Genomic DNA, 17,241 nt, shown 5'->3' with positions numbered 1-17,241 from the left:
GCTCCTACAAAAAAGCGGCTTACTCGCTTAACTGACTGGCATTAGGGCTTGCCCGCGATGACGTCAGCCCAGACAACTAATCAGCCGGGGGTCAAACACTCCGGCCCATTGAGCTTCGGATCATTCACCAGGTTCGCCAGCACCCGCTCGCGCAACGCCGCGGGTTCGCTGGCCAGCAATGCCTGCAAGGCATGCAACGGCGTTTCCGGGTTGAGCCAGGCTTCCTGCCCCGCCGCATCGAGAATCAACGGTCGACGCTGACTCGAGGCCGGCTGGGTGATCACCGCCGTGCTCAACCACACCTGCTCCTGCACCGGATACGCCTCCCAGATCGCCGCAAAGAACAGCGCCGAACCCTCCCCCGGAGTCAGCCAGTACGGACGTTTGCGCGTGGTGCCGCGCCATTCGTAGAAACCATTGGCCGGCAGCAGGCAACGACGCAGGCGCAAGGCTTCGCGAAACATCGGTTGTTCGGCCACGGTTTCGGCGCGGGCATGGGCCGGGGTGCGGGACAGGTCGGTCAGCCACGGCGGCGTCAGGCCCCAGCGGGCGCGGGCCAACTCACGTTGCCCGTCTGCGCCGGCACGCAGCATCAACACCGAATCGTTGGGGGAGATATTCCACTGGGCCTGCTGATCGGCGGGGAATCCGGGCAGGGCCGCGAAGGCGGGGTTCCAGCGAAACAGGGCATAACGTCCACACATGGGGCAATACGACTCTTGATCAAACGAACGTCAGCCTAACAGACCAGCGTGCCCGGAAAACTGTCCGGTTCATCGCCGGACAGCGGCAGCGCGGCATTGTACGCGGTGATCAGCTCTCGGGCGTATTCAGCCTGATCGTTATCGACCGACAGGCCCAGCAAGCCGAACATCGGCAACTCCCCGGTGCCGCCGACCAAATCACGCCCAACCAGATGCGCCTCGATGCCCTCGCTGGCGAGCATGCCTTGCAGCAACTCGCCTTCCATCAGGTTTTCCGGTTCGTAGATGCGCTGCATAGACCCTCACTCGTTTTCGCTGTGAACTTCGAGCAACCATTCATGACCGTCAGTCTGCAAAACAAAAGTAATGGGACGGCAACACACAGGACAATCTTCGATATAGGTCTGATCGCCGCCGGACAAGTCCAGAACAGCCTCAGACTCTTCACCGCAATACGGGCATTCATAGCGCTCGGTTTCCAGCATCGCGGTCTCCCAGGTGACTTGTGCGTATAATCGCCGGTCTATTTGCAGGGCTATTTTCGTCTGGCTAACTTTTCAGACCGTGCCCCGTTGGTTTTCGATCAAAACCTTTACTTACCCTAGCCGTTTCTAACAAGAGAGCATGATGGGCGAATTCGATGCCATCCGACCTTACGACGACAGCGAAGTCCCAGCGGTGCTGGCACGGCTGCTCGGCGACAAGGCGCTTCTAGATATCCTCATCCACTTCCGCTTCCCGCGTTATGCCGGTGCCTTCGGCTGGATGCTCAAACCTCTTATAGCTCATCGGCTGCGCCGTGAGTTCGCCAGCGTCAATTCGGTGGCCACATTGCAAGACAAGGTCGAGGTTTACGTCGACCACACCATCGAGCGCGCCACCGACGGTGTCACCTACACCGGCGTCGAGCAGTTCAAGTCCGGCAGCGCCTACCTGTTCATCGCCAACCACCGCGACATCGTGATGGACCCGGCCTTCGTCAACTACGCCGTGTACCACGCCGGCCTGCCGACCCCGCGCATTGCCATTGGTGACAACTTGCTGCAAAAGCCTTTTGTCAGCGATTTGATGCGTCTGAACAAGAGTTTCATCGTGCACCGTTCGATCACCGGCCGCCGGGAAAAAATGGCGGCGTATCAGCTGTTGTCGGCGTACATCAACCACTCGATCCGCAACGACTGCGCCTCGATCTGGATCGCCCAGGCCGAAGGCCGGGCCAAGGATGGCGACGACCGTACCGAGTCGGCGATCCTCAAGATGTTCCACATGAGCCGCAAGGACGAGCCGTTCGGCGAAGTCATCCGCTCGCTGAACCTCACTCCGGTGTCGATCAGCTACGAATACGACCCGTGCGACCAGGCCAAGGCCCGCGAGCTGTACATCCGCGCCACCACCGGCAGCTACACCAAGGTGCCGGGCGAGGATGACGTGAGCATCGCCAAAGGCATCACCGGTTACAAAGGCCGGGTCCACGTGAACTTCGCCGCGCCGATCACCGAGCTGTTCGAAGACACCAAGCAGTTGGCGATCGAGATGGACAAGCAGATTCTTGGTGGTTACCGGTTGTTCCCGGTGCACTACCTGGCCTATGCGCAGTGGAAAGACGCCGACCCGCAACTGCAGGTGCCGAAAGCGGCCGAGGTGTTTGCGGCCGACGAACTGGCCAAGGCTCAGGAAGAATGGCAGCGCCGGCTGGATGCCTGCCCTGAGGAGCATCGTCCGTTCCTGGTGCTGCAATATGCGACGCCGGTGCGCAATCAGTATCGGGTGAAGGCCGGGTTGCCGCTGTAAGGCAATGGCTGGAAATGACAACGGCGCCTTCGGGCGCCGTTTCTTTTATGCAAGATCAAAAGATCGCAGCCTTCGGCAGCTCCTACATTGACCGAGTACACCCGATATCCCACCTGTATGCGCAATCCCCCGTAGGAGCTGCCGCAGGCTGCGATCTTTTGATTTTCAGACGCGAGTGCTGATCCACGACACCAGCAACGCCATCCCGAGGCAGGCGAAACCGAAGCGGTAGAAAAACCGGTTCATGCGCAGGGTCGCCCAATCCAGCGTTGGCTCTTCACTGGGACGACTTTGGCGCTGCGCCTCGATACTGGCCATGGCGCGCTGTTCGCGACGACGGGTGGCGTGCAGCAACCAGCCGCCCGGGAAGGCGAACAGCAAGGCCAGCAAGTTGATCAATTTGGCGGGATGAGAAGTAAGAAGCGAAATCAATTGCAGCGACATCACAAACCTCAGGCTAACCGGTGTAGCAGACGCCGGACCGACGACCACGGCGCGGATTCTACCGAAAGCGCTCCGACCTGCCCCGGCTTTCCGACAAATAACGAAACCATTTAGCCGATTACTGTCCTGTGTCACGGCGCCGTCATCTGAATCCGCCAGTCTGTCGCCCCTCGAAACCGACACGGACCCCGTCATGCTCCACGCCGAAAACCAGGACCGCCTCTACCTCATTGCCCCAAGCGACGAACAACAAACCTTAGTCGGCAGCCTCGCCTTCAACGTACAAGACCGGCATTGGCTGGTGTATTGCGCGCTGGGTGGGCATCAACATGCGGACTTGCCGGAGACGGATTTGCTGACGGGGGTCAGTGTTCTGGATTTTTATTCGGAGGCGGCTTGAGCGTCCTGCCCTGTAGGAGCGAGGCTTGCCCGCGAAGGCTTTCTCACATTCAACGTGGATGTTGCCTGACACACCACCATTGCGAGCAGAATCACATAATTGAATCGTGTGCATCTGCGAGGGATTGGCCGGTTGTCAGGCCGTCTTCGCGGGCAAGCCTCGCTCCTACAGGTGCATCGTGAGCAGGTTTGCTCCCACAATGGATCTGCGAGCACAAAAAAACCCGGTGCCATCACTGACACCGGGTTCTTTAAACAAGCCGCAAACCGTTACTCGGCAAGCACCTGACCAATCGTCGGGTCCTTGAACAAGCGGGTCAACGCATCACTCAACACATCACTGACCAGCTTGGTATTGGTTTCCTGATTCGGCGCCATCCCAAAACGCTGATCCAGCGACGCACCGTAACGACCGCTGTAACGACGGTTGGCATTCTGCACATCCGAACGGAATGTCGCGCCAATCGTTGCCTCAGTCACGTACATGCCCTCTTTGGGCGACTGATACTTCAGCTCGGCCAGGGTCACTGTCAATTGCGGTGCATTCAGCGCATTGGCCGTCGGGGTAAAGCCCAGCAAGCGCACGGCCGCTTCAGCCTGAGCTTGCAACTTCGGCAGAATCTGCGCGCCCTGCACGGTGATCGCACTGGTCTCCGGATACAGACCACCACGAGTTCCCAGCGTTGGCGACGGACGACCGTCCACCACACGCACCACCACCGGCTGACCACGGCCGACCGGTGCCAACTGAGCTGTCAGCTTGGGTTCCGGGTTCAGTTGTTGCGGGCTGTGGGCGCAGCCGACGAGGGTCAAACTGGTCACAGTGATCAAACCGAACAACAGGCGTTGCAACATGCTCTTCTCTCCAGAATCAGGCACAAACAGGCCCGCAGTATAGCGGTGCGCCACTGCGGCGAACTAGCGTCCAGCAACGATTACTGAAATCTCTGACAAACCCGGCACAGTGCGGTTCCTGTCACACATCTGTCACCGCCCATACACATGCACGTCATGGCTCACTGGCAACCTTCACAGCAGTCACCCCACAAGGTACTTTGCCATGCGTTTTCTCATCTCAATGTTCGCGCCACGCCCACTGCATCGCTGCTTTGCCCTGCTCGACCGCAATGGTCGCTGCCAGGCGTTCAAACAGTGCAGCCTGCAGCCCATGGGCGATGGCTGGGTCGAAATCGAAGAAATCCGCCTCAACTGGCTGCACCATCCCCTGCCCGCCAGCGCCCGTGTCAGCCAGCGCCAGCCACGTGTGCGTGCGCAACAACTGTTGACCACCTGACCGGACGCCTAATAAAAGTCATTAAACACGACCATTTCCCTGCGTTTCTTCGTTACAATCTCCCCCCGATTATAAGGACGTCTCCTGATCGGGCCTCGCAGCATCGTTAATGCCTCGGTATTGACACCCCCGCACCGCCCACAGAGAGCCGCCCACACAGATCGAGTGAAGCTGGCGCGCTTGCTGTTCCCTAAGCAAAAACACCACTTTTCGCGAATCTGCAGAGCTGTCATTACGCTCGGTCACTGAGCTGTTTGCCCGTTTTGCTTGTCATGTATCCCATGGCGGCAATCCATCCGGGCACGGTGCCAGGCTGGGACAGCCCTTTTTTGAGGTTCACGTCTTCAAAAGAGCGTGAAAAAAACGGGTTTTCACAACTTCACAAGAGTGTGGCGAGCAATGAATAGTTTTGCGTCTGAACATGCACCATTAGCGTCTACAACAGCCCAACGACACAGGACCGAGTATTCCTCGAACACCGGAGCCTGAAGCCTGTCCGCTACGGATTTGGTTGCACAAACGGATGTCTCGACCATAAGTCGAATTGCCAGCCGCGTGCCGAAATGAGTTCATGTGACTCTTGAGGCCAGGCCGCATGCATCCGTCGAAGTTGCGAAAAATTGCGAAGATTCGGACATGGCGATCCTGGCCATGGGTACCTGGGGCATCACTGACACGCCCCGTCACTCCTGGCAGCTATGCCGACAATTTGGTGCTGCAGATTTTGGAGACGCGTTAAATGGCGCATAACGAAGCAGTCGACGTAGTACTGGTTGGGGCCGGCATCATGAGTGCCACCCTTGCTGTACTGCTCAAAGAGCTCGACCCCGCGATCAAGCTGGAAGTCGTCGAGCTGATGGATTCCGGTGCCGCGGAGAGTTCCAATCCGTGGAACAACGCCGGTACCGGTCACGCCGGGCTGTGTGAGCTGAACTACACGCCACAGGCCGCCGACGGCACCGTCGACATCAAGAAAGCCGTGCACATCAACACCCAGTTCGAGGTGTCGAAGCAGTTCTGGTCCTACCTGACCAAGAAAGGCACGTTCGGCTCGTGCAAGTCGTTCATCAGCCCGGTGCCGCACCTGAGCTTCGTGCAGGGCGACGACGGCGTCTCCTTCCTCAAGGAACGTTTCAAGACACTGAGCAAACACCACGCCTTCTCGGACATGGAATACACCGAAGACAAGGCCACCATGGCCGAGTGGATGCCGTTGATGATGCCGGGCCGCCCGGCTGACGAAGTTGTCGCCGCCACCCGCGTGATGAACGGCACCGACGTCAACTTCGGCGCCCTGACCAACCAACTGCTCCAGCACCTGACCAGCGCACCCGATGCCCAGGTCAAGTACTGCAAGCGTGTGACTGGCCTGAAGCGTAACAACGGTGGCTGGACTGTCAGCATCAAGGACGTCAACAGCGGCAATACCCGTGAGGTCGATGCGAAGTTCGTGTTCCTTGGCGCCGGCGGTGCGGCACTGCCACTGTTGCAAGCTTCGGGCATCGAAGAAAGCAAAGGCTTCGGCGGTTTCCCGATCAGCGGCCAATGGCTGCGTTGCGACAACCCGGAAGTGGTCAAGCACCACCAGGCCAAGGTCTACAGCCAGGCTGCGGTAGGTTCGCCACCGATGTCCGTGCCGCACCTGGACACCCGCGTGGTCGATGGCAAGAAGTCCCTGCTGTTCGGACCTTACGCCGGTTTCACCACCAAGTTCCTCAAGCACGGTTCGTTCATGGACCTGCCGATGTCGGTTCGCGCCGGCAACATCGGCCCGATGCTGGCGGTGGCCAAAAACAACATGGACCTGACCAAGTACCTGGTCAGTGAAGTGATGCAGTCGATGGAACAGCGCCTGGAATCCCTGCGTCGTTTCTACCCTGAAGCGAAAGCCGAAGACTGGCGCCTGGAAGTGGCCGGCCAACGGGTACAGATCATCAAGAAAGACCCGAAGAAAGGCGGCGTTCTGCAGTTCGGTACCGAACTGGTCGCGGCCAAGGACGGTTCCCTTGCCGCCCTGCTTGGCGCTTCGCCAGGCGCTTCGGTGACTGTTTCGATCATGCTGGAACTGATCGAGAAATGCTTCCCGAACAAAGCCAAAGGCGAATGGGCTGCCAAACTGGCGGAAATCTTCCCGGCTCGGGAAAAGGTTCTGGAAACCGACGCTGCGCTGTATCGCAAGATCAATGCGCACAACAATGTCGCGCTGGAACTGGTTGAAGCCAGTAACGAGACCGAAAGCTACGCTTGATTCGGCCGCATAAAAAACGCCCCGTCCTCATTGAGTGCGGGGCGTTTTTTTGTGCCGCTGAAAAGATCGCAGCCTCGCTACGCTCGACAGCTCCTACAGGTATGAGCGAACCATTTGTAGGAGCTGTCGAGCGTAGCGAGGCTGCGATCTTTTGATCTTAACCGCGAGCCTTGCTGATCAGCTCGATGTACTCGGCCGCGTTGCGCTGATCCTTGATCAGAGCGACGAAGTCATTGCCGTGCTCATCCTTGCCATCCAGGTCCAGGCCGGCTTCAACAAAGAACGTCAGAAAACGCTCGAAGTCATCGATGCGCAGGCCACGGTACGCCTTGATCAGTTTGTGCAGCGACGGTGAAGTGGCATCGACCGGCTCAAAATCGAGGAACAGCTTGATCTGCTCATCGCCGATCTCGTCACCAATCACTTGCTTCTTATCTTTACGCATTGCCGACTCCAGCTCGCAGACATTTCACGGGGCGGGCAGTTTACCCCTGCCTTAGCGCCGGGCTCAACGCGGACGAACGCTGCCTGTATGCAAATCGGCCCAGACATGGCCGTTGGCGTAGCTGAGGAACTGGCAATACACCGTGTCATTGCGCAACAAATCGATCACCACCCGGTATTGGGCCATTGGGTAGAACAGCGTCAGAGTCTTGCGCTTCTCGTCGTAGATCGGCTTTTTCAGGCTTTTGCTTTCGCCATCGAAGTTGACTAGCACCTGGCTGATGGTCGCGCCCTTGTTCAAGGATTTGCCCTTGAGGCGGATCAGCAATGGCGATGTAACCGGGATCGGCTGTTGGTTGGACTGGCGCTGGCTGCCGATCACCACCGAATACTCGGTGATCTGCAACAGTTGCTGCTGCTCGGGTTCAGCGTCACGCAGGGTCAGGTCGTCCGGGGGTAAAAACTGCGCATGCATCGGCGACGGGGCGGCGGCCAGGGGCAGGCTGAGGGTCAGCAACAGGGTGGCGCAGCTGCGGATCAAAAGGCTCATGACAGGCTCCGGGGGCGGGGCCGAGCACTCTAGCATGGGTGTACGAAAACTCTTCTGTGGACACCGATCCCTGTGGGAGCGTGGCTGTGGCGAGGGGGCTTGCCCCCGTTGGGCGGCGAAGCAGCCCCAAAACCTGCAATCGCATGTCGACAGACACACCGCATTGATCGGGTTTACGACTGCTTCGCAGCCGAACGGGGGCAAGCCCCCTCGCCACACAAGCCCGCTCCCACAGGAAAGGGGATAGCCGGGCTACATGCCTTTAACAGCAAAAATCCCGTTAGCGTTACGCCAGTAGCCTTTGTAGTCCATGCCATAACCGAAGATGTAACGGTCGATGCACGGCAGACCGACGAAATCGGCTTTCAGGTCCGGGCGAGCCTTGCGGTCGTGGTCCTTGTCGATCAGCACGGCGGTGTGCACGGCGCGGGCGCCAGCGTGTTTGCAGAAGTCGATGATCGCGCCCAGGGTGTGACCTTCATCGAGGATGTCGTCGATGATCAGCACGTCACGGTCGATGAACGAGACTTCCGGCTTGGCTTTCCAGAACAGGTCGCCGCCGCTGGTTTCGTTGCGATAGCGGGTGGCGTGCAGGTAGGACGCTTCCAGCGGAAAGCTCAGATGGGTCAGCAGCTTGCCGGAGAAAATCAGCCCACCGTTCATCACGCAAAACACTACCGGATTGCTTTCAGCCAGCTGATCGTTGATTTGTGCACCGACGCGGGCGATGGCCGCCTCGACTTCAGCTTCGGTGTACAGGCAGTCAGCCTCTCGCATGATTTGACGGATATGCTCGAGATCAGCGGACATGGCGCTCTCCAAGGGGGGACGGACAAAGGAAAAGCGGGCAAAGGTACGCATCCCGCACGGCCAGATCAAGCGTTTGTGGACTAACGTTCTATATGTCTATAGGACAACACCCTCGGATAGATTAATCTGGGCCGGTTTTTTTTGCCCGCCCCCGGAGCCTTTCCCATGCCCATCCTCGAGATCCGCCATCCGCTGATCCGCCATAAACTTGGCCTTATGCGCCGCGCCGACATTAGCACGAAGAATTTCCGTGAGCTCGCTCAGGAAGTCGGTGCCTTGCTGACCTATGAAGCCACCAAAGACCTGCCGCTGGAAAGCTACGACATCGAAGGCTGGTGCGGCACGGTATCGGTGGAGAAAATCGCCGGCAAGAAAATTACCGTGGTGCCGATCCTGCGTGCCGGTATCGGCATGCTCGAAGGCGTGCTGAGCCTGATCCCAGGCGCCAAAGTCAGCGCCGTGGGCGTGGCCCGCAACGAACAAACCCTGCAGGCCCACACCTACCTGGAAAAACTGGTACCGGAAATCGACGAACGCCTGGCGATGATCATCGACCCGATGCTCGCCACCGGCAGCTCCATGGTCGCCACCATTGATTTGCTGAAAAAGGCCGGCTGCAAGGACATCCGTGCGATGGTCCTGGTGGCTGCTCCTGAAGGCATCGCCGCTGTAGGAAAAGCTCACCCGGACGTGATGATCTACACCGCTTCCATTGACGAAAAACTCAACGAACACGGTTACATCATCCCAGGCTTGGGCGATGCCGGTGACAAGATCTTCGGCACCAAGCAGAAGGACGCTTGAGCATGCAGCAAGAGTTCAACGATCCGCTCTGGCGCACAGTGCTGTCGGGTGCACAGATGCTGTTCGTGGCCTTTGGTGCCCTGGTGTTGATGCCGTTGATTACCGGCCTCGACCCGAACGTGGCGCTGTTCACCGCGGGTTTGGGGACGATTCTGTTCCAGATCGTCACCGGGCGTCAGGTGCCGGTGTTCCTCGCCTCGAGCTTTGCCTTCATCACGCCGATCATTCTCGCCAAGGGCCAGTTTGGCCTCGCGGCGACCATGGGCGGTGTGATGGCGGCGGGTTTCGTCTACACCTTCCTCGGCCTTGCCGTGAAGATCAAAGGCACCGGGTTCATCGATCGCCTGTTGCCACCGGTGGTGATTGGTCCGGTGATCATCTCCATCGGCCTGGCCATGGCGCCGATCGCCGCCAACATGGCGATGGGCAAGGCCGGCGACGGTACCGAACTGATTCCTTACCAGACGGCGATGTTGATCTCGATGCCGGCGCTGCTGACCACTTTGATTGTCGCGGTGTTCGGCAAAGGTATTTTCCGCCTGGTGCCGATCATCTCCGGCGTGTTGGTGGGTTTCGCCATGGCGTTCTATTTCGGGGTGGTCGACACCGCGAAGATTGCTGCTGCACCGTGGTTCGCGATTCCACAGTTCACGGCGCCGGAATTCAACTGGCAGGCGATTCTGTTCATCGTTCCGGTAGCCCTGGCCCCGGCCATTGAGCACATCGGCGGCGTGATTGCAGTGGGTAGCGTGACTGGTCGCGATTATTTGAAGAAGCCCGGCCTGCATCGCACCTTGCTCGGCGATGGCATTGCCACCACCGCGGCCGGTCTGTTCGGCGGCCCACCCAACACCACCTACGCTGAAGTGACTGGCGCGGTGATGCTGACCAAAAACTACAACCCGAAAATCATGACCTGGGCGGCGATCTTTGCGATCAGCCTGGCGTTCATCGGCAAGTTCGGTGCCCTGCTGCAAAGCATCCCTGTGCCAGTGATGGGCGGGATTCTCTGCCTGTTGTTCGGTTCGATCGCTGCGGTGGGGATGAACACAATGATTCGCCACAAGATCGACCTGGGTGAAGCACGCAATCTGGTGATTGTCTCGGTGACGCTGGTGTTCGGGATTGGCGGTGTGCTGGTCGGCACCGGCACCGGCCCGGACGATTTCGGCCTCAAAGGCATCGCGCTGTGCGCGGTGGTGGCGATTGCGTTGAACCTGTTGCTGCCGGGCCATGACAGCTGGAAGCACAAGCAGGCGGAAGAGCCGCTGATCTAAGCAGGTCTCAAGAACGCCATCGCGGGCAAGCCCGCTCCCACAGGTATTGCGCTGACCTTGTGGGAGCGGGCTTGCCCGCGATGCTTTTAAAGCGCCAACGGCGCCCGTTCACACAATGCGTTCAACGCCTTGGCCCACTGCGGATCATCGTTGAGGCATGGCACCAGCACCAACTCCTCCCCTCCCGCTTCGAGGAACTGCTCCTTCCCGCGATCACCAATCTCTTCCAGGGTTTCGATGCAATCGGCGACGAACGCCGGGCACATCACCAGGACTTTCTTCACGCCGCTTTTGGCCAACTCATCGAGGCGCGCTTCGGTGTAGGGTTCGATCCACTTGGCCCGGCCCAGACGCGACTGGAACGACACCGACCACTTGCCGTCCGGCAGGCCCATGCGCTTGGCAAACTCTGACGCAGTGCGCAGGCACTGAGCGCGGTAGCAAGTGGCTAATACTTCCGGTGAAGCGTTCTGACAGCAATTTTCGCTTTTAAAGCAATGGTGACCGGTGGGGTCGATCTTGGTCAGATGCCGCTCCGGCAAACCATGAAAGCTCAGTAGCAGGTGATCGTAATCCTGCTGCAAATATGGCGTAGCGCTGGCCACCAGGGCATCGAGGTATTCCGGCTGATCGTAGAACGGCTGGAGAATCGAGAACTGCACGTCGAGTTTCTTCTCCCGCACCACTCGCTTGGCTTCTTCGATCACCGTGGTCACGGTGCTGTCGGCGAACTGCGGATAGAGCGGCGCCAGGGTGATTTTTTTGTGCCCCTGAGCCGCCAGGCGAACCAGCGTCGACTCAATGGATGGCTCGCCGTAGCGCATCGCCAGTTCCACCGGCCCGTGGGTCCACTGCGCGGTCATGGCCCGTTGCAGACGACGGCTGAGCACCACCAGTGGCGAGCCGTCCGCCCACCAGATCGACGCGTAAGCGTGGGCCGATTGCTCTGGGCGCTTGATCAGAATCAACGACACCAGCAAACGCCGCACCGGCCACGGCAGGTCGATCACATACGGGTCCATCAGAAATTGATTGAGGTAGCTGCGCACATCTGCCACCGAGGTGGAAGCAGGTGAACCCAGGTTGACCAGAAGCAACGCGTGATCGGTCATGCAACGTCCTATTTCTTAAGGCGGCTGGACAGATCGTCCAACGCCGCGCGCAAATCGGTGAACTGGAAAGTGAAGCCCGCTTCCAGCAAGCGAGCCGGCATGGCCTTCTGGCCACCCAGCAACAACAATGACAACTCGCCCAGGCCCACCTTCAACACGAGAGTTGGCATCGGCATGAACGCCGGACGATGCAACACGCTACCCAACGTTTGGGCGAATTCACGATTGCGTACCGGCTTGGGCGCGCAGGCATTATATGGACCGCTGGCCTCATTGCGGTTCAGAAGAAAATCAATCAGGGCGATTTGATCCTTGATATGAATCCACGGCATCCACTGCCGACCACTGCCGATCGGCCCGCCCAGCCCCAGTTTGAACGGCAACAACAGCCGCGACAAAAAGCCGCCCTCGGCGGACAGCACCAACCCGGTGCGAATGAGGATCACGCGAATGCCCAAGGCTTCGGCGCGCTGCGCGGTTTCCTCCCAGGCGACGCACAACTGGCTGGCGAAATCATCGATGACCGGTGGCGATTCTTCAGTCAACTCCCGTTCGCCACCGTCGCCGTACCAACCGATTGCCGAGCCGGAGATCAGCACCTGCGGTTTCTGCTCGCGGCTTTCGAGCCAGGCCAGCAGGGTTTCGGTCAGGGTGATCCGGCTGCTCCACAACAAAGCTTTGCGTTTATGAGTCCAGAGCCGGTCGGCAATCGGTGCGCCCGCGAGGTTGATAATGGCATCCACCGGTTCTTGACCCAGGTCCTCAAGGCGTGCGATTCCACGAACCTGAGTGCCACAGACTTTGGCGACTTTTGCAGGCGTGCGACTCCAGACCGTCAGGCGATGTCCTTGGCTCAACCAGTGCTGGCAGAGCTGACGTCCTATCAAACCAGTACCGCCGGTCAGCAATATGTGCATGACATCTTCCTCGCGTGGCGTTTAACCCTGATCACTAGTCTATTTTTATAAGCAGGGATCTTTGGTATTGGGCAGGCTCTGAGCTTAACAATAGGCCAAGCTGTCAGAACGAGGACGCTAAAAGTTATACCAAAAAACAATATTGTACAGGTTTGAACCACGGCGTAGTCTGTACAGAAAGGTAAACGAGGCCCCTATGACTGTACCTATCGCAATCATCGGCACCGGCATCGCCGGACTCTCAGCCGCCCAGGCCCTTACGGAGGCCGGGCATGTCGTTCAACTTTTCGATAAAAGCCGCGGCAGTGGCGGACGCATGTCGAGCAAGCGCAGCGATGCGGGTGCTCTGGACATGGGCGCGCAATATTTCACTGCCCGCGACCGTCGCTTTGTCACCGAAGTCCAGCGCTGGCAAGCCAACGGCTGGGTCGCCGTGTGGACGCCACAGCTCTATACCTTCCATGGCGGCCAGCTCAGCCCCTCGCCGGACGAACAGACTCGCTGGGTCGGTACGCCACGCATGAGCGCGATCACACGCGGCCTGCTCGGGGATCTGGAAGTGCATTTCGCCTGCCGCATCACCGAAGTCTATCGAGGTGAAGAGCACTGGCATCTGCAAGACGCCGACGGCTTCACTCACGGCCCGTTCAGCCATGTGGTTATTGCCACGCCAGCCCCTCAGGCGACCGCGCTGCTGGCGGCCGCGCCGAAGCTCGCCGGAGCCGCCGCCGGGGTAAAAATGGAGCCGACCTGGGCCGTCGCCCTGGCTTTTGACACGCCACTGGAAACCGCCATCGAAGGCTGCTTCGTGCAGGACAGTCCTCTCGACTGGCTAGCGCGCAACCGCAGCAAACCGGGACGCGACACCACCCTCGACACTTGGGTGCTGCACGCTACCAGTGCCTGGAGCCGGCAGCATATCGACCTGCCCAAGGAAGCGGTGATCGAGCAATTGCACGGTGCCTTTGCCGAACTGCTGCACGACGCCATGCCTGCTCCGACTTTCAGCCTCGCTCATCGCTGGCTGTATGCCCGGCCGGCCAGCAGCCATGAATGGGGTGTCCTGGCCGATGCCGATCTGGGCCTGTATGTGTGCGGCGACTGGTGCCTGTCTGGCCGTGTCGAAGGTGCCTGGCTCAGTGGTCAGGAAGCAGCCCGCAGGCTGCACGAACACCTGCAGTGAATTGAATCAAGCCCAGCCCATCGCTGCTGTCGACATGGGCAGCAGCCCCGCAAAACCTATACAAAAAATTTGACTTGTACACCTTTGAATCTATGATGAAGTCATGTTGTACAGACCTAATAATCTGTACAGGTCTGGATTCGAGGCGCTCCGATGCCCCCTACAGCCATGAAACCGAAAATCGCCATCAGCGCCTGCCTGATGGGGCCCGAGGTGCGCTACAACGGCGGTAGCCGTGGTATCTACACCCAAGCCTTCTGTGCATTGCATCCTGATTTACCGGTGGAAGAAGAAGGCCGCCTCAACGACCCGGTGCTGCGGGACAACTTCCTCACCCGCGTGTTCGCCTACAACGCCTGGCAGCAGTTACTGCAAACAGGCCTGACCCGACGCGGCCTCACTGACTTCCACTCGCGCTACAAATACCTGCTGATGGCCCACAACCCGGTGCAATACAAAACCCTGGGCAACTTGTTGGGCAACATGGGCCAGACTGATCTCGAAGTACTCGGCCCGCGCTATTTCAGCGAGCTGATGGCGGCCCTGAAAAAATGCGCCACACGCCGCACCCACACCAACGTGCTGCAGCATCTCAGCGGCTATCTCAAACAAGCCATCAGCCCTGAAGACAAACAGAAAGTGCGGCACGTCATCAGCCAGTATCGCCAGGGAATCGTGCCGTTGGTGGTGCCATTGACGCTGCTCAAACACTACTTTCGCCAACACCCGAATCCATACATTGCGCAACAGGTTTACCTGCAACCGCACCCGGAAAACCTCAGCCTGCGAAACGCGATTTAATGAAAAATCCACCGGACACCCGCGCCAGCGAAGACCTTGGCAGTGACTTCAAGAAGGCCCTGGACGCTGGTTGGCTGCCCATTCGTGAAGTGGCCCGGCAAACCGGGGTCAATGCCGTCACCTTACGCGCCTGGGAACGGCGCTATGGGCTGATCGTGCCCCAGCGTACGCCCAAGGGGCATCGGCTGTTCTGTGCCGAACACGTTCAACGGATCCTGACGATCCTCACCTGGCTCAATCGCGGCGTGGCTGTCAGCCAGGTCAAACAACTGCTCGACACGCCTCAAGGGCTTACCGACCCCATCGGGAACGATTGGCTGGTGCTGCGCCAGACATTGCTGCAAGCGGTCACTCAGCTAGCCGAACGTACCCTCGATGACACGGTGAATCAGGCGATGGCGCTGTATCCGCCACGCACCTTGTGTGAAAGATTGTTGATGCCGTTGCTGGCGGAACTGGAACAACGCTGGCAAGGCCAGTTCGGCGCGCAGATGGAGCGGGTATTTGTTTATTCCTGGTTGCGCAGCAAATTCGGCGCAAGGATCTACCATAACAACCGTCAGTTACGCACCGCGCCGCTGCTGCTGATCAATCATTCGGACCTGCCACTGGAGCCTTATCTGTGGCTCACGGCCTGGCTGATCAGCAGCGTCGATTGCCCGGTGGAAGTCTTCGACTGGCCGCTCCCCGCTGGCGAACTTGCGCTGGCGGTCGATCACCTGCAAGCCCGCGGCGTACTGCTGTATTCCAGCAAAGCCATGAATCTTTCGCATTTGATGAAACTATTGAGTGGCGTCAGCTGCCCAAAAATGATTGCCGGATCAACGGTGCGCATTCACCACACCGAGTTATCCGCAAAAACCACCGCCATTGCTGATTTGTCCCTGGCCGAAGACCCGTTGTCGGCCCATCAGGGCCTGATTCAGCGTGGGCTCATTTAATGACGCTTTTTTAATGGATCGTGCGGATACCACCATGCAATTGATCTGGCTGCGCAGCGACTTGCGTCTACATGACAACACCGCCCTCTCGGCCGCCGCAGCCCGCGGTCCGAGTGTGGCGGTGTATTTGCTGAGTCCGCAGCAATGGCTGGCGCATGACGATGCGCCGTGCAAAGTGGATTTCTGGCTGCGCAACCTGAACGAATTACGCCACGCACTGGACGCCCTGAACATCCCGCTGCTGATTCGCACGGCGTCCCGATGGGATGAGGCACCGAAGGTCCTGCTCGAGTTGTGCCAGCAATTGAGGATCGACGCAGTGCACGTCAACGAGGAATACGGCATTCATGAAACCCGTCGTGATGCCGCGGTGGCCCAAGCCCTGAAAGCCCAAGGCATCGACTTTTACCGCTACCTCGATCAACTGTTGTTCAAGCCTGGCACCGTGCTGACCAGAACCGGCACCTATTTCCAGGTCTTCAGCCAGTTCCGCAAAGTCTGCTACGAACGCTTGCATGCATCATTGCCGAGATTGGTTAGCGCCCCCGCCATTCAGGCGCCGCTGGGTATCGCCAGCGACGAACCGCCCTCTCGTGTCGAGGGTTTCGACACGCCCAGCGACAGTTTGCGTGCTCTCTGGCCGGCCGGTGAAGCCGAGGCCCGACGCCGCCTCGAGACCTTTACCGACGCGCAGATCGACTATTACCACAGCGAGCGCGATTTCCCGGCAAAACCCGGCACCAGCCGGCTCTCGGCCTATCTCACCGCTGGGGTCATCTCCCCTCGTCAGTGTCTGCACGCTGCGTTGCGAAGCAATCAGGGGGAGTTTGAAAGCGGCAAGGTCGGCGCGGTCACCTGGATCAACGAGTTGTTGTGGCGCGAATTCTACAAACACATTCTGGTGGGCTACCCACGGGTCTCTCGGCACCGCGCCTTTCGCCCGGAAACCGAAGCCCTGGCCTGGCGTGACGCCCCGGAAGATCTCAAGGCCTGGCAACAAGGCCGTACCGGCCTGCCGATCATTGATGCTGCCATGCGCCAATTGCTGGAGACCGGCTGGATGCACAACCGTTTGCGCATGGTCGTGGCAATGTTCCTGACCAAAAACCTGCTGATCGACTGGCGTGAAGGCGAGCGTTTCTTCATGCGGCATCTGATTGACGGCGATCTGGCGGCGAACAACGGTGGCTGGCAGTGGAGTTCGTCCACCGGCACCGATTCGGCACCCTACTTCCGAATTTTCAACCCCCTGAGCCAGTCGGAAAAGTTCGATGCCGAAGGGGTTTTCATCAAGCATTGGTTGCCGCAGATCAATGAAATGAACAAAAAAGACCTGCATAATCGCGCGAGACTCGACGGATTATTCGGTGTGACAGATTACCCATCGCCGATCGTTAACCTGAGCACTTCCCGCGAACGGGCCCTGGCCGCGTTCAAGAACCTGCCGTCGCGACAGGGGTTATCACCACCTGAATTAATTTGAAGCCGCAGCATTGCGTGATGAACACAGCCGGGAAATTAT

General features: G+C 59.1%; 19 protein-coding genes and 1 pseudogene. 10 read left to right on the top strand and 10 right to left on the bottom strand.

The genetic code is table 11. From position 1 onward, the window contains the following. Positions 1-80: 80 nt before the first annotated feature. The 3 genes from TU81_RS28345 to TU81_RS28335 are packed head-to-tail and all read right to left on the bottom strand — an operon-like array spanning position 81 to position 1,189. Positions 81-704, bottom strand: a complete 624-nt coding sequence (locus TU81_RS28345) for an SOS response-associated peptidase (protein ID WP_038981601.1) — start codon at positions 702-704, stop codon at positions 81-83. Between the two features lie 35 nt (positions 705-739). Continuing rightward, positions 740-1,000 (bottom strand): putative signal transducing protein, encoded by a 261-nt coding sequence (locus TU81_RS28340; protein ID WP_038981600.1) that lies wholly within the window; start codon positions 998-1,000, stop codon positions 740-742. Positions 1,001-1,006: 6 nt separating this feature from the next. Beyond that, on the bottom strand, positions 1,007-1,189 hold the full coding sequence (locus TU81_RS28335) for a CPXCG motif-containing cysteine-rich protein (protein ID WP_007905243.1): 183 nt from the start codon (positions 1,187-1,189) through the stop codon (positions 1,007-1,009). Positions 1,190-1,331: 142 nt separating this feature from the next. Here TU81_RS28335 and TU81_RS28330 point away from each other — a divergent pair, with 142 nt between their 5' ends. Then, on the top strand, positions 1,332-2,495 hold the full coding sequence (locus tag TU81_RS28330) for a 1-acyl-sn-glycerol-3-phosphate acyltransferase (RefSeq protein ID WP_173667516.1): 1,164 nt from the start codon (positions 1,332-1,334) through the stop codon (positions 2,493-2,495). Positions 2,496-2,660: 165 nt separating this feature from the next. Here TU81_RS28330 and TU81_RS28325 read toward each other — a convergent pair whose 3' ends face one another. After that, positions 2,661-2,939, bottom strand: a complete 279-nt coding sequence (locus tag TU81_RS28325) for a hypothetical protein (protein ID WP_038981598.1) — start codon at positions 2,937-2,939, stop codon at positions 2,661-2,663. Between the two features lie 193 nt (positions 2,940-3,132). Here TU81_RS28325 and TU81_RS28320 point away from each other — a divergent pair, with 193 nt between their 5' ends. After that, positions 3,133-3,339 carry a hypothetical protein gene (locus tag TU81_RS28320; protein ID WP_038981597.1) on the top strand — a complete coding sequence of 69 codons (207 nt, stop codon included), beginning with the start codon at positions 3,133-3,135 and terminating at the stop codon, positions 3,337-3,339. A 269-nt stretch (positions 3,340-3,608) separates the two neighbouring features. On the opposite strand, the gene TU81_RS28315 is transcribed toward TU81_RS28320, so the two are convergent. Further along, entirely contained in the window at positions 3,609-4,193 is a 585-nt protein-coding gene (locus tag TU81_RS28315) for a YajG family lipoprotein (RefSeq protein WP_038981596.1), read from the bottom strand. Positions 4,194-4,398: 205 nt separating this feature from the next. On the opposite strand from TU81_RS28315, the gene TU81_RS28310 reads away from it, so the two are divergent. Next, entirely contained in the window at positions 4,399-4,632 is a 234-nt protein-coding gene (locus tag TU81_RS28310) for a hypothetical protein (RefSeq protein ID WP_038981595.1), read from the top strand. Positions 4,633-5,371: 739 nt separating this feature from the next. Further along, the gene (mqo, locus tag TU81_RS28305) at positions 5,372-6,880 is read left to right on the top strand and encodes a malate dehydrogenase (quinone) (RefSeq protein ID WP_048397770.1); all 1,509 of its coding nucleotides are present in this window, start codon (positions 5,372-5,374) and stop codon (positions 6,878-6,880) included. A 157-nt stretch (positions 6,881-7,037) separates the two neighbouring features. On the opposite strand, the gene TU81_RS28300 is transcribed toward mqo, so the two are convergent. From TU81_RS28300 to TU81_RS28290, 3 genes are all read right to left on the bottom strand, one after another. Next, positions 7,038-7,325: a PA4642 family protein gene (locus tag TU81_RS28300; RefSeq protein WP_038981593.1), complete on the bottom strand. Its 288-nt coding sequence runs from the start codon at positions 7,323-7,325 to the stop codon at positions 7,038-7,040. Between the two features lie 63 nt (positions 7,326-7,388). After that, complete coding sequence (locus TU81_RS28295) at positions 7,389-7,874, bottom strand: hypothetical protein (RefSeq protein ID WP_048397768.1); 486 nt, start codon at positions 7,872-7,874, stop codon at positions 7,389-7,391. A 252-nt stretch (positions 7,875-8,126) separates the two neighbouring features. Further along, positions 8,127-8,684: a hypoxanthine-guanine phosphoribosyltransferase gene (locus TU81_RS28290; protein WP_038981591.1), complete on the bottom strand. Its 558-nt coding sequence runs from the start codon at positions 8,682-8,684 to the stop codon at positions 8,127-8,129. Between the two features lie 165 nt (positions 8,685-8,849). Between TU81_RS28290 and upp the strand changes: the two genes are divergently transcribed. Both upp and TU81_RS28280 read left to right on the top strand, forming a co-directional pair. After that, on the top strand, positions 8,850-9,488 hold the full coding sequence (upp, locus tag TU81_RS28285; protein ID WP_008011992.1) for a uracil phosphoribosyltransferase: 639 nt from the start codon (positions 8,850-8,852) through the stop codon (positions 9,486-9,488). A gap of 2 nt (positions 9,489-9,490) precedes the next feature. Continuing rightward, positions 9,491-10,765 carry a uracil-xanthine permease family protein gene (locus tag TU81_RS28280; RefSeq protein WP_038981590.1) on the top strand — a complete coding sequence of 425 codons (1,275 nt, stop codon included), beginning with the start codon at positions 9,491-9,493 and terminating at the stop codon, positions 10,763-10,765. An 86-nt stretch (positions 10,766-10,851) separates the two neighbouring features. Here TU81_RS28280 and hemH read toward each other — a convergent pair whose 3' ends face one another. Together hemH and TU81_RS28270 are read right to left on the bottom strand one after the other, a co-directional pair. Beyond that, on the bottom strand, positions 10,852-11,877 hold the full coding sequence (gene hemH / locus TU81_RS28275; RefSeq protein ID WP_038981589.1) for a ferrochelatase: 1,026 nt from the start codon (positions 11,875-11,877) through the stop codon (positions 10,852-10,854). 8 nt (positions 11,878-11,885) lie between these two features. Further along, complete coding sequence (locus TU81_RS28270; RefSeq protein ID WP_048397757.1) at positions 11,886-12,794, bottom strand: TIGR01777 family oxidoreductase; 909 nt, start codon at positions 12,792-12,794, stop codon at positions 11,886-11,888. Between the two features lie 196 nt (positions 12,795-12,990). Between TU81_RS28270 and TU81_RS28265 the strand changes: the two genes are divergently transcribed. The 4 genes and pseudogenes from TU81_RS28265 to phrB all read left to right on the top strand — a co-directional run bounded on the left by TU81_RS28265 (position 12,991) and on the right by phrB (position 17,202). Further along, on the top strand, positions 12,991-13,977 hold the full coding sequence (locus TU81_RS28265) for an NAD(P)/FAD-dependent oxidoreductase (RefSeq protein WP_048397754.1): 987 nt from the start codon (positions 12,991-12,993) through the stop codon (positions 13,975-13,977). Positions 13,978-14,199: 222 nt separating this feature from the next. Then, positions 14,200-14,778, top strand: a pseudogene (locus tag TU81_RS28260) (YbgA family protein); the annotation flags it as partial. After that, positions 14,778-15,719 (top strand): MerR family transcriptional regulator, encoded by a 942-nt coding sequence (locus tag TU81_RS28255; protein WP_038981585.1) that lies wholly within the window; start codon positions 14,778-14,780, stop codon positions 15,717-15,719. The pseudogene TU81_RS28260 and the gene TU81_RS28255, both read left to right, overlap by 1 nt. A gap of 34 nt (positions 15,720-15,753) precedes the next feature. Then, positions 15,754-17,202 (top strand): deoxyribodipyrimidine photo-lyase, encoded by a 1,449-nt coding sequence (gene phrB, locus TU81_RS28250; protein WP_048397790.1) that lies wholly within the window; start codon positions 15,754-15,756, stop codon positions 17,200-17,202. The last annotated feature ends 39 nt before the right edge of the window (positions 17,203-17,241 follow it).

Origin of the sequence: Pseudomonas lini (assembly GCF_001042905.1) — a bacterium.
Taxonomy (GTDB): domain Bacteria; phylum Pseudomonadota; class Gammaproteobacteria; order Pseudomonadales; family Pseudomonadaceae; genus Aquipseudomonas; species Aquipseudomonas lini.
The sequence above is the reverse complement of the archived record's forward strand: the minus strand, read 5'-3'. Positions and strand labels throughout refer to the sequence as shown.

Excerpts from the sequence above, each read along its gene's own strand:
- TU81_RS28265 (WP_048397754.1), top strand. The coding sequence starts at position 12,991 with ATGACTGTACCTATCGCAATCATCGGCACCGGCATCGCCGGACTCTCA.
- TU81_RS28270 (WP_048397757.1), bottom strand. The coding sequence starts at position 12,794 with ATGCACATATTGCTGACCGGCGGTACTGGTTTGATAGGACGTCAGCTC.
- TU81_RS28340 (WP_038981600.1), bottom strand. The coding sequence starts at position 1,000 with ATGCAGCGCATCTACGAACCGGAAAACCTGATGGAAGGCGAGTTGCTG.
- TU81_RS28325 (WP_038981598.1), bottom strand. The coding sequence starts at position 2,939 with ATGTCGCTGCAATTGATTTCGCTTCTTACTTCTCATCCCGCCAAATTG.
- TU81_RS28345 (WP_038981601.1), bottom strand. The coding sequence starts at position 704 with ATGTGTGGACGTTATGCCCTGTTTCGCTGGAACCCCGCCTTCGCGGCC.
- hemH (WP_038981589.1), bottom strand. The coding sequence starts at position 11,877 with ATGACCGATCACGCGTTGCTTCTGGTCAACCTGGGTTCACCTGCTTCC.
- TU81_RS28335 (WP_007905243.1), bottom strand. The coding sequence starts at position 1,189 with ATGCTGGAAACCGAGCGCTATGAATGCCCGTATTGCGGTGAAGAGTCT.
- TU81_RS28320 (WP_038981597.1), top strand. The coding sequence starts at position 3,133 with ATGCTCCACGCCGAAAACCAGGACCGCCTCTACCTCATTGCCCCAAGC.
- phrB (WP_048397790.1), top strand. The coding sequence starts at position 15,754 with ATGCAATTGATCTGGCTGCGCAGCGACTTGCGTCTACATGACAACACC.
- mqo (WP_048397770.1), top strand. The coding sequence starts at position 5,372 with ATGGCGCATAACGAAGCAGTCGACGTAGTACTGGTTGGGGCCGGCATC.
- TU81_RS28290 (WP_038981591.1), bottom strand. The coding sequence starts at position 8,684 with ATGTCCGCTGATCTCGAGCATATCCGTCAAATCATGCGAGAGGCTGAC.
- TU81_RS28295 (WP_048397768.1), bottom strand. The coding sequence starts at position 7,874 with ATGAGCCTTTTGATCCGCAGCTGCGCCACCCTGTTGCTGACCCTCAGC.
- TU81_RS28310 (WP_038981595.1), top strand. The coding sequence starts at position 4,399 with ATGCGTTTTCTCATCTCAATGTTCGCGCCACGCCCACTGCATCGCTGC.
- TU81_RS28315 (WP_038981596.1), bottom strand. The coding sequence starts at position 4,193 with ATGTTGCAACGCCTGTTGTTCGGTTTGATCACTGTGACCAGTTTGACC.
- upp (WP_008011992.1), top strand. The coding sequence starts at position 8,850 with ATGCCCATCCTCGAGATCCGCCATCCGCTGATCCGCCATAAACTTGGC.
- TU81_RS28280 (WP_038981590.1), top strand. The coding sequence starts at position 9,491 with ATGCAGCAAGAGTTCAACGATCCGCTCTGGCGCACAGTGCTGTCGGGT.
- TU81_RS28330 (WP_173667516.1), top strand. The coding sequence starts at position 1,332 with ATGGGCGAATTCGATGCCATCCGACCTTACGACGACAGCGAAGTCCCA.
- TU81_RS28300 (WP_038981593.1), bottom strand. The coding sequence starts at position 7,325 with ATGCGTAAAGATAAGAAGCAAGTGATTGGTGACGAGATCGGCGATGAG.
- TU81_RS28255 (WP_038981585.1), top strand. The coding sequence starts at position 14,778 with ATGAAAAATCCACCGGACACCCGCGCCAGCGAAGACCTTGGCAGTGAC.